Source organism: Streptomyces sp. NPDC002076, from assembly GCF_053593835.1.
On sequence record NZ_JBSFDI010000003.1, the window covers coordinates 99,394 to 113,210 of the forward strand.

Below are 13,817 nucleotides of genomic sequence, written 5' to 3' on the forward strand. Positions count from 1 at the left end.
GCGGGTGGGTTGGCCGCATGACGCCGCGGTTCTGACGATCGTCTAACACATACGTCTTGTACATGCGTATAGATGTCGTCTACGGTGAACCCATGAACACCGACAACGCCAAGCGCTCCGCGCTCACCATCGACGGCCGCACCCTGTCCTACGTGGACTTCGGCGGCCCCGGCCGCCCGCTGCTCGCGCTGCACGGACACATGTCCGAGGGCATGTCGTACGCCGATCTCGCCGCCCGCCTCGCCCCGGACTGGCGGGTCATAGCGCCCGACCAGCGAGGCCACGGCGACTCCGACCGGGCGGCCGACTACAGCCGGGAGGGCTACCTCGCCGACCTGGAAGCCCTCATGGACCACCTGGGACTGGACCGCGCGGCCCTCCTCGGCCACTCCCTCGGCGCGATCAACGCCTACCAGTTCGCCGCCCGCCACCCCGAGCGCGTGACCGCCCTCGTCAACGGCGAAGGCTGCGCCGAACTCGGCCTGGACGGCGGCAACCCGCTGGCGTTCGTACTGAACCTTCCGCAGGGCACCTGCCCCAGCCGGGAGGAGTTCGTGGCGCAGCTGGGCCCGTTCGCGCCCTCCTTCGAATCTGCCGTTCGCGAGCGGCCGGACGGAAGCTGGGGCCTGCACTTCCACCCCAAGGACATCTACGAATCCGAGGACCAGGTCCACGGCGACCACTGGGCCGACTGGACCGGCTCCACCTGCCCAGCGTTGCTGATACGCGGCGCCGAAGGCGGTGTGCTGCCGGCGGAACAGGCAGCACAGATGGCCGCCCGGCGGCCCGGCACCCGTCTGGTCGAACTGGAGACGGACCATTTCCTGTACACCAACGACCCGGTCGGTTTCGCGGACGCCGTCCGGGACTTCCTTGCCTCGGCATAGCCATAGCCCCCAGCCTTTCCGGCACCCCACCGACGGATCACGATGCGGCCGTCTTGAGACGCCGCCAGCAAATGAGACTGCAGGCCAATGAGAGGAAAGCGTCGTGGAGTTCCAGGCGCCTCTCCCAGCGCACGGCAAGACGTTTGAACTGGTGGAGCAGGGCAAAGGTCTGCTCCACGACGTAGCGGAGCTTGCCCATGCCTTTGATGTTCGGGGCACCCTTGCAGGAGATCACCGGCATAATCCGGCGATGCCGTAGCGCATGTCGTACCGCCTTCGAGTCGTAGGCCTTATCGCCCAGCACGGCCTCAGGGCGCTTACGCGGATGGCCCGGGCGTCCGGCTACCGGCGGAATGCCGTCGACCAGGGCGAGGGTCTGGGTGACGTCGTTGACGTTCGCGGCGGTCGTGATGACATGTAGCGGGGTCCCCTTGCCGTCACAGATTAGGTGGTGTTTGCTGCCCGTCTTCCGCCGGTCGACCGGCGACGGACCGGTAGCGGGTCCCCCTTTTTCGCGCGGACGTGGGAGCCGTCCACACAGGCGCGCGACCAATCCAGCTCGCCGGCTGCGTTCAGTTTCGCCAGCAAGATGCGGTGCAGTTGCTCGAAGACTCCGGCCTGCTGCCATCGCTCCAGCCGACGCCAGCAGGTCTGTCCGGAGCCGAACCCCAGTTCCAAGGGCAGGAGTTGCCAGGCGATGTCCTGGTGCAGGACATACAGGATGCCCTGCAGACACAGCCGGTCTGCCACCGGTTTCGGCCCCGGTGACCGCTCTGGCCACGGTGGCAGCAACGGCTCGATCAACGCCCACAAGTCGTCGTCCACGATCCACGGTCGAGTCGTCACACCCTGTCGAACCGTCGGATCGTCACAACAGTTACGTCCGACCTGGGCGCTTCAACAAGATCCTGTTACGACCCCTTACGGGTGGTGAGCGTCGCACTTAGCCGCAATCTGATCGAACCCACTCCTGACCCGGCGTCGCAGCGGTAAGTTAATCAGCGACATCAAGTTAGGGAGGGCTCATGTCTGACTACCACTCCGGCTCGTTCACGGTAGGGTATGAGGAATTTTGGCGCAAGCCCGCCCATTTTGTGGACGATGCGATTAAATCAAGTTCCATTATTTTGGATACTAATGCAGTGCTCAACTTGTACCGGATGAAGCCGTCGGCCAGGGATGAGTACATTAAGGTCCTAGAGGCTGTCGCCGAAAGGATTTGGATTCCTCGACAAGTGGCTGACGAATTTCATAGAAACAGGCTCTCTAGCGTTGCCGGCCACGCGAATTCACTCAAGGAGAAATCTGAGGCTGTATCGTCAGCCGCAGATGGATTGCGGAAGGCTGTGCGAGACTTCTATAAGCTGCACTCGTTGGCCGATGGGCGATCTAGCGAATATTTGACGCCCGTGAATAATTCAATTTCTCAAATTATCGATTCGATTATGGTGGAAGTGGAGGAGTATGACCTAAATCCTGGGACCCTTCTTTCAAGGGATCCCATCCTTGAGAGGCTAGCTATCCTATTTGATGAGCGGGTTGGTGATGGCATACCAAGGGATAGGCAAGATGAGGTGAAGAAGGAGGCTGTTCGACGCGGGAGTGAGGGAATTCCGCCTGGGTATGTGGACGTGAAGAAAAAGGGAGAGGGGGGGATCGGGGACTACTTGATATGGGCGGAGATTCTGGACTATGCGGCGACAGTCAAGCGGAGTGTTCTGTTCGTCTCTACAGACATCAAGGAGGATTGGATTCGAATCCAGTGTGGTTTGCCTGTAGGCCCTCGTCCTGAGCTCGTGCGAGAGATGCGGGAAACGGCTGGCGTTTCATTTCATCAGCTGCCGTTGGCGACCTTCCTTGCGCGAGCTTCAATTGTATTGAATGTGCGGGTAAGTCAGAACACCATTGACCAAGTAAACGATAAGTTGCTCCCTGTTGAGGAAATGAAACAGCATGTCTCTAAGAGGCGCCTGGAAATAGACCGGATCGCAGCGCATATTGCATCGGTGCGGGAAAACGTGAGAATAGCTTCACTGGAGGTGCAGGAGGCGGCGGTCGAAGCGGAGGCAGTGCGAGCAAGGCACCAAGCGGAGGTGGCTGGGCAGGGGGGAGAGTATTTGCCGGACAAATATTTTGCAACTGCGGAAAGGCTCCATCACGCGGAAGCGCGGTATGTAGCCCTGCGTAATGAACTGGAATCTCTCGAAAGGCAATGGGCGGTACTCAAGGATGAGGTGAACCTCTTGAAGGGTTGGGTGGTTTGACATGCGAGAGCTTCGCGACGGCTAGAGTGGGCGGCGGCGGTCGTCAGAGCAATGGGTCTGTGGCATGCGAAGCTTTAGGCAGGTGGCAAGCAGACAGGTAGGGAGAATGCGTGTCGCAGCAGGCCAGCCCTCGGGGGACCTTTCAGCGGATCGCGGACGCGTTGAGGGCGCAGATCGCCGATGACCAAGAGATGGCAGCCTTGCCTCCGGTTGGGGAGCTCATGGAGAGGTATGCGGTCTCTCGTGGCGTCGTGCTCCGGGCGTTTCAGGTGCTTCGGACGAACGGTGATGCAGAGCCGGTACCCGGTGGGCGCTGGCGCGTGATCCGACCGGGAGACCCGGTCGACCGTCGGCCGCTTGAGGAGCGGATCGCGGCCGTCATCACGGATGATCGCCTGGAAGCCGGGGCACCGTTCCCTAGCGCGTCTACGCTCGCCACCAGGTTCGGAGTCTCGCGTCCCACCGTGACAAAGGCGCTCGACAAGTTGGAGGCCGCCGGAGTGCTTGCGAGTGGAGGGCAGGGCAAGGTGCGGACCGTCCGTGCCGTGCCGGATCGAGAGGAGTGGTCGTAGCTTGTCGGAGCTGACGGAGTGGGCGTATCCCCTGGCTGAGTCCCTGCTGGCTGAGCCGCTGCCGCGTCGCTGGAAGCATTGCCTCGGAGTAGCTGAGCGGGCGCGTACCATCGCGCTCATCCTCGGAGAAGATGCCGCGTTGCTGGAGGCTGCGGCCGTGCTGCACGACGTTGGCTACGCCCCCGACCTCGCCAAGACCGGGTTCCACCCCCTCGACGGGGCCCGCTACCTCATGATGCGCGTCATACAGCGGCCACGGTCCTTCTCATCCTCGGCGTGCCTGAGCGGGCCGTGATGGGCCTCATGGGATGGTCGACAACCGCCATGGCCGCCCGCTACCAGCACATGGTGGACGCGGTGCGGGCGGACATCGCGCGGCAGGTGGACGGTCTGATCTGGAAGACTGAGGCGGACCGGCCGGATGAAGGCGGCACGGCTGGCATGAGTCTTCCGGTCGTTTGAGCAAAGAGCCGGGGGCACTCCCATTGGGGGTGCCCCCGGCATGTGTTTTCTAGCGAGCAGGCTGGGGCCGTGCTCCCGCGGAAATGTCAGCGGTCCTATAATGGGTACCAATTGGGCCGTCCCCGGGCGAATGATGTTCACTCCTGCTGGACGGTGACAGCCGCGCGGATTCGATGGTCGACGCGGAAGTTGTTAGCAAGATGACGGAAGTGCACTGCGCACTCGGGATGCTGTCGCAGCATCGCTGCCACTGAACTCGCGCAATCTCCGGTCAAAGTGGACAGCCACGAGGAAATATCGTCCTGAGGTGCCCATTGGTCCCACAAGGCATCCCACTCGAACGCGCCGCTGCAACATGCCTCTAGTAGGTCAAGTTCACCCTCCGAGGCGGCTTTCTTGGCGATGGTGATCAGCCACATGATGGTGGCGTCTACTTCGCCGCGCTCTGGTGATCTGTGGGTTCCGAGCAACTTGGCCATGGCACGCACGACCTCGACTGCGCGCTGAGGGTCAGCCAGAAGATCCGGGATGAGTAGAGTCACAGGAATATTGACCAAAAGGTCGCAGTATAGGGAGGCGTCCTCAGTGTGAGCGGCGGCGAGAGAAACCAACTCCTCGCCTGCGCTGTGTGATCCACTGGTCAATTCCCGTTTCATGATCTCGCCGCGCAAAATCGGTGGCTCTGGCGGTGTATCGAGTTCTTGGCTGACGAGAGTGAGGAGATCCGCGACCGTGCCTGGTCGTCGTTGGGGATCCATTTGCGTGGCTTCCCGAACGATCGCACGCCAGGGTCCAGATTTCGGAATCAGGGGGACGTTCACGAGGGGCATATCGCCTGTGACGGCCCACCCGATGAGTTGTCCGAGACTGTAGATGTCGGCGGTTGCACCTACGTGGTGGGCATCGCTGTACAGTTCGGGGGCGGCGAACCCATCAGAGCCCATGAAGACCCCCACGCGCGTGCGCTGCGGGTCAGTTGTCTGTCCAGGAGGGCGTCGTACGATGCCCCAGTCTGCAAGAACCCAGCGATCGTCTAGTCGAAGCACGTTGGCCGGCTTGATGTCTCGGTGAACCCATCCCTCTCGGTGTGCGACCGCCAGGACGGAACAGAGGGCTTCCAGGAGCGCCCGCAGAGTCGTTATGTTGGTTAGCTCGTCTCGACATTGTTCCGCAGTGGTTTCTGCGTAGGGCATGACGAACCATGTGTTCTTAGGGTCAAAATCCAAGATTGGCATCGCGTGAGGATGCCCATTGAGACGACGGCCCAGTTCAATCTCGCGCCCCATGCGGGCTACCTGGCGAGGAAACGGATATTTTTCCCGCAACTTTTTGAGAGCCACGATTGCACCGGATGGCTTGTGTGTCGCCTTGAAAACGTCCGCTTGTCCGCCACCGACAAGGGGAAGACGTTCGCATCGGTAGTCCTTGCGTTCGCCGCGCCTGGCGTAGCTGACTAGTTCCCCACGATGTGGTGTGACGAGAGGCTTGCCCGCGATTTCCTCTAGCTCCCCTGTATTTGCAACAAGGGTGATTCGGCTTCGCGTGTTGGCGATGGCGGTCGCAAGATCATCGGCCCTTTGGGGACTCGAACCAACGGGGCGTCGCGCAGCCACTAGGTCACGGTAAATTTCCTCAGTGGAGAACCCCTCGGCAAGGTACTGCAGCACCTCGTACTGGTCCTCTGGGAGCAATGGGCCAATCGCTTCCAGCTGTGTTTTATCTGTGACGGTGCGCACGGCTCCCAGCGTTAGAGAATCGATACCTAGTTCTCCAAGGGACTCATCGGAGAACTGAGCAAACAGCCTTTCCGGGAGATGAGGGTTGGCTGACGGGAGAGCCAACTGCTCTATGGCTGCCACATTGCGCACTTCGAGGCTATGAGTGGCAGAGTTAACGCTGTACAGCCGATTGGCGGCCCACTGAATCGCTGCATCGTGCGGCAGCACATTAACCAGAAGGAAGGTGTCACTGCCGTCGTTGGGTGCAAGGACTACGCCTCGCCAGAAGGCCGTGATGCGAATTGTCCTCATGCGCGGGTCACGTGCACCGGGAACGGCCTGTAGACCGAGACCCTTGTCCATGAGTAGTTCCGCTGTGGTCAGCACCTGGAACTTGGTCATCGCCTTGCGGACGCCGGCCCGCACCGGCTTCTCCAGCCGCTCATACTCGGCCCAGAGCGTGTTCGCGACGGCGAGCTGCGGCACGGGTAACTCCCCAACGGTAGAAGTCTGGTGAAGGCTCACCAGCGTATCCGCAGGCCCTAGCTGGGGTGGGGTGATCGGTGTCGACGTGCGTAGCTGACAACGCTTGACGGCTGAAGCGCGTAGAGACGACGTCGTGGGGGCGGACACCGGTCGACTAAGGGCTGTCCCGTAAACGATCTTCGGTCGGTGTGGCGGCGGTCCTCCGGCGGGCGACGGTGATCTTGTGTAGGCGGACGATGCCGAGCATGACGGCTGCACGTAGGCTGCCCCCTGGCTCGGCCTAGTCACCGGGACAGGCCCGCCTGGGGGTGATTTACCTGATAGCTCGTCATCGGCCTGTGGCTGCAGTATCAGTGGCTCGCCGGGTGGGCAGAGCTCTGGGGCTGGTCGCCGCTGCGGCGGCCGTGCTGGCGGCGCTGCTGTTGTCGCCTTTCGTGCTGGAGGACATCTCCGGCTCCAAGGGGGTGGACTGGAACAGGTTGAGTCAGGTCGGCGCGGCGTACGGCTTCACGTCGGCGATCGTCTCGGCACTCGCGTTGGCCGGCGTCGCTGCTTCGCTGGTTGTTCAGAACCGTCAGGCCCGGGCGGAGCAGGTCCAGGGAATCCGCAGTTACTACCTTGAGCTAGTCCGCCTGGAACTTGACGACATGGCGCTCTACCAGCCTGTTTGGGGCGCCACGGACATTGCCGATCCCCATGAGCGCAAGCGGCATGTCTATGCCGACCTGATGATGAACTACGCGTGGATGGGCTTCGAAATTGGGACCATTCGCGAGCCTCTCCTGCGGGACATGCTGGCCGGGATGTTCACCGGAGAGGCTGGGCGGCACTACTGGAGCAGGGCCCAGCTCTCATGGACCGCCAGCTCGTCCGGAAGCCGTATCGGTCGTCGGTTCCTGGCCATCGTGGACGAGGAGCACGCTCGCGCTATCGCTGCCGGACCACCAACGCCGTCGGCCGTAGCACCTCGTCCACCTGACGTGCCCGTCGCCGGAGCAGTGCCCGCCTGGCGGACGTCAGTCGGCGCCCTGATCGGCCTGGGCACTGGCTTGGCGCTCGGATCCCTCCTGCGCAACCGACGCTAAAGGCTGTCGGCTACGGGTTGGATGATCACGGTGTGACTGGTGTGATTACGGCGTCGGAGCCGTCTTGGATAGCCCCGTTCTCCGGGCTGAGCCCGCGCTGCTTCGGGAAGCTGGTGACCGCACTGCGGAGTGAGGGGGCCGACGCGGTTGGCAGGGGACGGCCCTGGAGCCTGCCCCTTGAGGACCGAGTACTGCTGGTCGCGGCCTACTGGCGCACGAACCTGACAATGCGCCAGCTGGCCCTGCTGTTCGGCATCTCGAAGTCGGCGGCAGACCGGATCATCGACCACCTCGGCCCGCTGATGTCCCTGCAGCCGCGGCGCCGGTTCTCCAAGGACACCGTGCTGATCGTGGACGGCACCCTCGTGCCCACCCGCGACCACGAGGTAGCCGAGCAGTCCAAGAACTATCGGTACTCCACCAACCACCAAGTCGTGATCGACGCCGACAGCCGACTCGTCGTCGTGGTCGGTCGACCGCTGCCCGGCAACCGCAACGACTGCAAGGCGTGGCAGCTGTCCGGAGCCAAGGACGCCGTCGGCAGGACCACGGTGATCGCGGACGGCGGCTACCGGGGCACCGGACTGGTGATTCCGCATCGCCGTGAGCGCGGTCAGACCGAACTGCCGGCTTGGAAAGAGGAACACAACGCATCCCACCGCAAGGTCCGCGCCCGCGTCGAGCATGCCTTTGCCCGCATGAAGGGCTGGAAGATCCTCCGCGACTGCCGCCTGAAAGGCGACGGAGTCCACCACGCCATGCGCGGCATCGCCCGCCTGCACAACCTCGTCCTCACGGGATAGGAGCAGATACCGCCGGCCGGCCCACCGCGCCCCCAACCCGTAGAAGATCGTTTGCGGGACAACCCTTAGGCAGGCTGATCCATCGAGCCGTGCTTCTGAGGCATCTGCGCAGTACCGACTGAGACGGGAACTGAGACGAGTGAATGGCAGGGCGGCACCCCCGAGAGGGTGCCGCCCTGCTGATTTCCCTGGTCAGGGTAGGTGGAGGCCGTGGCGGGATTCGAACCCACGTAACTCGCTTTGCAGGCGAGCCCCTGAACCACTCGGGCACACGGCCGTGTTGAATCGTTGTTCTCGGCCGTGGCGGGATTCGGACCCACGTGACTCCCCGCGAGCGGAGCTCGCTGATGGATGCAGCGCAGGCGAGCCCCTGAACCACTCGGGCACACGGCCGTGTTCGTGGGAATGACGTTATGGCGAGGTGCTTCAAGGGCTCAAGGGAATCGGTGGCGCTGCAATGCGACTGCCACACGGCGTTCATGAACGGCCCGGGGGCGGGGGCGTACGACCAAGGTCGCAGGGTGAGCGGGACCACCGACAGGGGTCAAACCGTGCTGTGCGCCTTACGCTGGCGGCCATGAGTGCCCTTGAGTCGCGTGACACCGATGTCGTGAGCCCCGTCGAGCAGGGCGACGGAGTGCTGGGCAGGGCTCATCGGGCGCTCAGTGTCGGGATCGTGTCCGTCGTGCTGCTGATCGCCTTCGAGGCGACCGCCGTCGGCACCGCCATGCCGGTCGCCGCGCGGGAGCTGGACGGCGTGGCCCTGTACGCGTTCGCCTTCTCCGGGTACTTCACGACGAGCCTGTTCGGCATGGTGCTGGCCGGCCAGTGGTCCGACCGGCGGGGGCCGCTCGGGGCGCTGACCACGGGGATCGGCGCCTTCGCCGCCGGGCTCGTCGTGGCCGGGACCGCGCAGGCCATGTGGGTGTTCATCCTCGGCCGGGCCGTGCAGGGGCTCGGCGGCGGACTGGTCATCGTCGCGCTGTACGTCGTCGTCGGCCGCGCCTACCCCGAGCGGCTGCGGCCCGCGATCATGGCGGCGTTCGCGGCCTCCTGGATCGTGCCGTCCGTAGTCGGCCCGCTCGCCTCCGGCGCCGTCACCGAGCACCTCGGCTGGCGCTGGGTCTTCCTCGGCATCCCGGTCCTCGTCGTCTTCCCGCTCGCCCTCGCCCTGCCGCAGATACGGCGGAGGGCGGCCGGCCCGGTGGACGAGGAGGCCGGCGCCCTCGCCTTCGACCGGCGGCGGATCCGGCTCGCTCTCGGCATCTCCGCCGGCGCCGGCCTCCTCCAGTACGCCGCGCAGGACCTGCGCCCCCTGTCCCTGCTCCCAGGGCTGGCCGGCACCGCCCTGCTGGTTCCCGCCGTCCTCGGTCTCCTCCCGCACGGCACCTACCGGGCGTCCCGCGGCCTGCCCTCCGTGGTGCTGCTGCGCGGGCTGTCCGCCGGTTCCTTCGTCGCCGCCGAGTCCTTCGTGCCGCTGATGCTGGTCACCCAGCGCGGGCTGTCGCCGACGCTCGCCGGGTTCTCGCTGGCGGCGGGCGGCGGCACCTGGGCGCTGGGCTCGTGGACGCAGTCCCGGCCGCGCGTGCAGCCGTACCGGGAGCGGCTGATGGCCGTCGGGATGGTGCTGGTCGCCGCCGCGATCACGGCCGCGCCCAGTGTGCTCCTGCACTCCGTGCCGGTCTGGACCCTCGCCGTCGCCTGGGCCTTCGGCTGCTTCGGCATGGGCCTGGTGATCTCCTCCACCAGCGTGCTCATGCTGAAGCTGTCCGCCCCGGAGGAGGCCGGCGCCAACTCCGCCGCACTCCAGATCTCCGACGCCCTCTCCAACGTCGTCCTCCTCGCCGCGACCGGCGCCGCCTTCGCGGCCCTGGGCGGCGGCAGCACGGCGGCCGGCACGGCCACGGCCACCGACGGGACCCACCCCGCCGCCTTCGCCGCCGTCTTCCTGCCGATGGCGGGGGTGGCGTTGGCGGGGGCCTGGGTGACAACCCGACTGAGGGCGCGATGACCTGGGAAATCCGGTCGCCGGGCGGCCTGTCGCACCCTAGCCTTCCCGCATGTCCGAGCTGATCCTCTCCCTCGACCTCGCCACCCGGCAGGCGCTGGACGACCTTGCCGACGCCTCCGGCCGCCGGATCGACGAGGTCGTCCTGGCGGCCGTACACCGGTATCTGCACGAGGAGCAGGCGATCGTCCGCGCCCATGCCGAGCGCCTCGCGCGCAGCCACGCCGAACTGCTGCGGAGGCTGGGCGAATGAGCCGCCATCTCACCGTCGCCGAGGTCACCGCCATCGCCGAGATCGCCTTCGGCGGCCGGCCGCCCGAGGCGCGCGAGCCGGGACTGCTGGACTCCGCCGTGCACCGGCCGCGGGCCCGGATGTTCGATACGGCCGCCTACGAGGACCTGTACGAGCAGGCCGCCGCCCTGCTGCACGCCCTCGCCGCCAACCACCCCCTGGTCGACGGCAACAAGCGCACCGCGTGGCTGGCCACCGCCACCTTCCTCGCCGTCAACGGTGTGGATCTCGCGGACGCCGACCAGGACTCCGCGTACGACCTGGTCATCGATGTGGCCTCCGGTGACCTCGGTGATGTCGGGGTGATCGCGGGGCGGCTGCGGCGGCTGTGACGTGGCTCCCACCCACGGGCGACCCGGCCTCGTTCGCGCGTTGACACCACCGGGGCGCCGGTAGGGTGGCCCGGTTGTCATACGTAGCCGAGCCGCCCGACCCGCAAGACATACGGAGACCGTGACTACCACCGCCGCTTCCTCCGCTCACTCCCACCATCTGTCGCCCGCCTTCCCGGGCCGCGCGCCCTGGGGTACCGCCAGCAAGCTGCGTGCCTGGCAGCAGGGGGCGATGGAGAAGTACATCCAGGAGCAGCCGCGTGACTTCCTCGCCGTCGCCACGCCCGGCGCCGGCAAGACCACCTTCGCGCTGACGCTGGCCTCCTGGCTGCTGCACCACCACGTCGTGCAGCAGGTGACCGTGGTCGCGCCGACCGAGCACCTGAAGAAGCAGTGGGCCGAGGCGGCCGCCAGGATAGGGATCAAGCTCGACCCCGAGTACAGCGCGGGGCCGCTCGGCCGGGAGTACGACGGCGTCGCCGTCACCTACGCCGGTGTGGGCGTGCGCCCGATGCTGCACCGCAACCGGGTCGAGCAGCGCAAGACCCTCGTCATCCTCGACGAGATCCACCACGCCGGTGACTCCAAGTCCTGGGGCGAGGCCTGCCTGGAGGCGTTCGAGCCCGCCACGCGCCGGCTCGCCCTGACCGGTACGCCCTTCCGCTCCGACACCAACCCCATCCCCTTCGTGACGTACGAGGAGGACAACGCGGGCATCCGGCGGTCCGCCGCCGACTACACGTACGGCTACGGCTCCGCCCTGTCGGACGGGGTCGTGCGACCCGTCATCTTCCTCTCCTACAGCGGCAACATGCGCTGGCGCACGAAGGCCGGCGACGAGGTGGCCGCCCGGCTCGGCGAGCCGATGACCAAGGACGCGGTCAGCCAGGCCTGGCGTACGGCGCTCGACCCGCGCGGTGACTGGATGCCCAGCGTGCTGCGCGCCGCCGACCAGCGGCTGACCGAGGTCAGGAAGGCCATCCCGGACGCCGGTGCCCTCGTCATCGCCTCCGACCAGGACTCGGCACGCGCGTACGCCAAGCTCATCCGTGAGATCACCGGAACGAAGGCCACGCTCGTGCTGTCGGACGACGCGGGTGCCTCGAAGAGGATCGACGAGTTCAGCGACAGCAACGACCGGTGGATGGTCGCGGTGCGCATGGTGTCCGAGGGCGTGGACGTGCCCCGGCTCGCGGTCGGCGTGTACGCGACGACGATCTCCACCCCCCTCTTCTTCGCTCAGGCCGTCGGGCGTTTCGTACGGTCCCGGCGGCGCGGCGAGACCGCGTCCGTGTTCCTGCCGACCGTGCCTGACCTGCTGACCTTCGCGGGCGAGATGGAGAAGGAACGGGACCACGCCCTCGACAAGCCGAAGAAGGAGGGCGAGGAGGACCCGTACGCCGAATCCGAGAAGGAGATGGAGGAGGCGAACAAGCAGCAGGACGAGGACACCGGCGAGCAGGACATGCTGCCCTTCGAGGCGCTGGAGTCCGACGCCGTCTTCGACCGGGTGCTGTACGACGGCGCCGAGTTCGGTATGCAGGCGCACCCGGGCAGCGAGGAGGAGCAGGACTACCTCGGCATTCCGGGCCTGCTGGAGCCCGAGCAGGTGCAGCTGCTGCTGCAGAAGCGGCAGGCCCGGCAGATCGCGCACAGCCGCAAGAAACCGGACAGCGAGGCCGACCTGTTGGAGCTGCCGGCCGAGCGGCGGCCGGTGGTCAGCCACAAGGAGATGATGGAGCTGCGCAAGCAGCTCAACACGATGGTCAGCGCGTACGTCCACCAGAGCGGCAAGCCGCACGGGGTGATCCACACCGAGCTGCGCCGGGTCTGCGGCGGGCCGCCCAGCGCGGAGGCCACGGCGGGGCAGCTGCGGCAGCGGATCGCCAAGGTGCAGGAGTGGGCGACCCGGATGAGGTGACCCGGTCCCGCCACGTGTCAGTTCCTGGGGCCGGTGCGTATCCGGACGAATTCAGGCAGGCCGGAACTGGTCTTGCCCGGATTCTGGACGGAGACTTCCGCTCAGCGAACCTGCTTCGCTACTGTCCGGCTACGCACACGCCCCGTGGCAGCGCCGCCGCGGAGCGCAGCCGTGAAGCGACATGGCCCGGAGCCGCCGGGCGTCCTGCCGATCGGCGGCCTCTGAAGCGCGTCGCCGACGGGACTCGGCGGCGCATCCGCCGCTCAGGGGTCCGCCGACCTCACCGCCGAAGGAGTGGGCGTCGTGACCGCGGAGACCTCTCAGACGCTCGATCGGGGACTGCGTGTCCTCAAGCTGCTGGCCGACACCGATCACGGGCTGACCGTCACGGAGTTGTCCACGAAACTGGGCGTGAACCGTACCGTGGTGTACCGGTTGCTCGCCACGCTGGAACAACACGCGCTCGTACGGCGTGACTTGGGCGGGCGAGCCCGGGTCGGGCTGGGAGTGCTGCGGCTCGGCCGGCAGGTGCATCCGCTGGTGCGGGAGGCCGCGTTGCCGGCGCTGCGGTCGCTCGCCGAGGACATCGGGGCGACGGCGCATCTGACGCTGGTGGACGGGACGGAGGCGCTGGCCGTCGCCGTGGTCGAACCGACGTGGACCGACTATCACGTGGCGTATCGCGCCGGGTTCCGGCATCCGCTGGAGCGGGGGGCGGCCGGCAAGGCGATCCTCTCCGCGCGGCAGTCGTCGTCCGCGGATCCCGGGTACACCCTCACGCACGGGGAACTGGAGGCCGGGGCGAGCGGGGCCGCTGCGCCGCTGGTGGGGGTCACGGGCGTCGAGGGCAGCGTGGGCGTCGTGATGCTGGCCGACTCCGTGCCGGAGCGAGTGGGGCCGAGGGTGGTGGAGGCGGCGAAGGAGGTCGCCGAAGCGTTGCGCTGACGCCGGCCGCGCCGAGCGGTGCGATGGGTGGCGTGCCGCCCC

Annotated in this window: 12 protein-coding genes, 2 tRNA genes and 2 pseudogenes; 12 read left to right on the plus strand and 4 right to left on the minus strand. The window is 66.3% G+C overall.

Annotated features, from left to right (window positions below; translation table 11 throughout):
* Positions 1-92 precede the first annotated feature (92 nt).
* On the plus strand, positions 93-887 hold the full coding sequence (locus ACWCQS_RS07615) for an alpha/beta fold hydrolase (RefSeq protein WP_451003590.1): 795 nt from the start codon (positions 93-95) through the stop codon (positions 885-887).
* Positions 888-924: 37 nt separating this feature from the next.
* Here the strand turns inward: ACWCQS_RS07615 and ACWCQS_RS07620 are convergent.
* Positions 925-1,733 (minus strand): IS5 family transposase gene (locus ACWCQS_RS07620; RefSeq protein ID WP_451003591.1). Its coding sequence is split into 2 segments (ribosomal slippage): positions 925-1,413 and positions 1,416-1,733, totalling 807 coding nucleotides; the frame shifts between segments, so codons are not numbered across the junction.
* 179 nt (positions 1,734-1,912) lie between these two features.
* Here ACWCQS_RS07620 and ACWCQS_RS07625 point away from each other — a divergent pair.
* The 4 genes and pseudogenes from ACWCQS_RS07625 to ACWCQS_RS07640 form a co-directional block, all read left to right on the plus strand.
* Complete coding sequence (locus ACWCQS_RS07625) at positions 1,913-3,151, plus strand: PIN domain-containing protein (protein ID WP_451003592.1); 1,239 nt, start codon at positions 1,913-1,915, stop codon at positions 3,149-3,151.
* A gap of 110 nt (positions 3,152-3,261) precedes the next feature.
* A complete protein-coding gene (locus tag ACWCQS_RS07630; protein ID WP_451003593.1) occupies positions 3,262-3,723 on the plus strand; it encodes a GntR family transcriptional regulator in 462 nt (153 codons plus the stop codon).
* 1 nt (position 3,724) lies between these two features.
* Positions 3,725-3,955: pseudogene (locus ACWCQS_RS07635) on the plus strand (HD domain-containing protein); the annotation flags it as partial.
* A pseudogene (locus ACWCQS_RS07640) lies at positions 3,955-4,185 on the plus strand (tyrosine-type recombinase/integrase); the annotation flags it as partial. The pseudogenes ACWCQS_RS07635 and ACWCQS_RS07640, both read left to right, overlap by 1 nt.
* Positions 4,186-4,322: 137 nt before the next feature.
* Here the strand turns inward: ACWCQS_RS07640 and ACWCQS_RS07645 are convergent.
* Positions 4,323-6,389 (minus strand): serine/threonine-protein kinase, encoded by a 2,067-nt coding sequence (locus tag ACWCQS_RS07645; RefSeq protein ID WP_451003918.1) that lies wholly within the window; start codon positions 6,387-6,389, stop codon positions 4,323-4,325.
* A 365-nt stretch (positions 6,390-6,754) separates the two neighbouring features.
* Between ACWCQS_RS07645 and ACWCQS_RS07650 the strand changes: the two genes are divergently transcribed.
* A complete protein-coding gene (locus ACWCQS_RS07650; RefSeq protein WP_451003594.1) occupies positions 6,755-7,474 on the plus strand; it encodes a DUF6082 family protein in 720 nt (239 codons plus the stop codon).
* Positions 7,475-7,506: 32 nt separating this feature from the next.
* Positions 7,507-8,277: a transposase gene (locus tag ACWCQS_RS07655; protein ID WP_451003595.1), complete on the plus strand. Its 771-nt coding sequence runs from the start codon at positions 7,507-7,509 to the stop codon at positions 8,275-8,277.
* Positions 8,278-8,479: 202 nt separating this feature from the next.
* Here ACWCQS_RS07655 and ACWCQS_RS07660 read toward each other — a convergent pair.
* Both ACWCQS_RS07660 and ACWCQS_RS07665 read right to left on the minus strand, forming a co-directional pair.
* Positions 8,480-8,554 (minus strand) — tRNA-Cys (locus tag ACWCQS_RS07660).
* 18 nt (positions 8,555-8,572) lie between these two features.
* A tRNA-OTHER gene (locus ACWCQS_RS07665) sits at positions 8,573-8,670 on the minus strand.
* A gap of 184 nt (positions 8,671-8,854) precedes the next feature.
* On the opposite strand from ACWCQS_RS07665, the gene ACWCQS_RS07670 reads away from it, so the two are divergent.
* The 5 genes from ACWCQS_RS07670 (at position 8,855) to ACWCQS_RS07690 (ending at position 13,775) form a co-directional block, all read left to right on the plus strand.
* Positions 8,855-10,288 carry an MFS transporter gene (locus ACWCQS_RS07670; protein WP_451003596.1) on the plus strand — a complete coding sequence of 478 codons (1,434 nt, stop codon included), beginning with the start codon at positions 8,855-8,857 and terminating at the stop codon, positions 10,286-10,288.
* A 49-nt stretch (positions 10,289-10,337) separates the two neighbouring features.
* Entirely contained in the window at positions 10,338-10,538 is a 201-nt protein-coding gene (locus ACWCQS_RS07675; RefSeq protein WP_451003597.1) for a hypothetical protein, read from the plus strand.
* Positions 10,535-10,909, plus strand: a complete 375-nt coding sequence (locus tag ACWCQS_RS07680) for a type II toxin-antitoxin system death-on-curing family toxin (protein ID WP_451003598.1) — start codon at positions 10,535-10,537, stop codon at positions 10,907-10,909. Before ACWCQS_RS07675 ends, ACWCQS_RS07680 begins: the two co-directional genes overlap by 4 nt.
* A 121-nt stretch (positions 10,910-11,030) precedes the next feature.
* Entirely contained in the window at positions 11,031-12,830 is a 1,800-nt protein-coding gene (locus ACWCQS_RS07685; RefSeq protein WP_451003599.1) for a DEAD/DEAH box helicase, read from the plus strand.
* Positions 12,831-13,133: 303 nt separating this feature from the next.
* Positions 13,134-13,775 (plus strand): IclR family transcriptional regulator, encoded by a 642-nt coding sequence (locus ACWCQS_RS07690; RefSeq protein WP_388627360.1) that lies wholly within the window; start codon positions 13,134-13,136, stop codon positions 13,773-13,775.
* Positions 13,776-13,817: the final 42 nt, after the last annotated feature.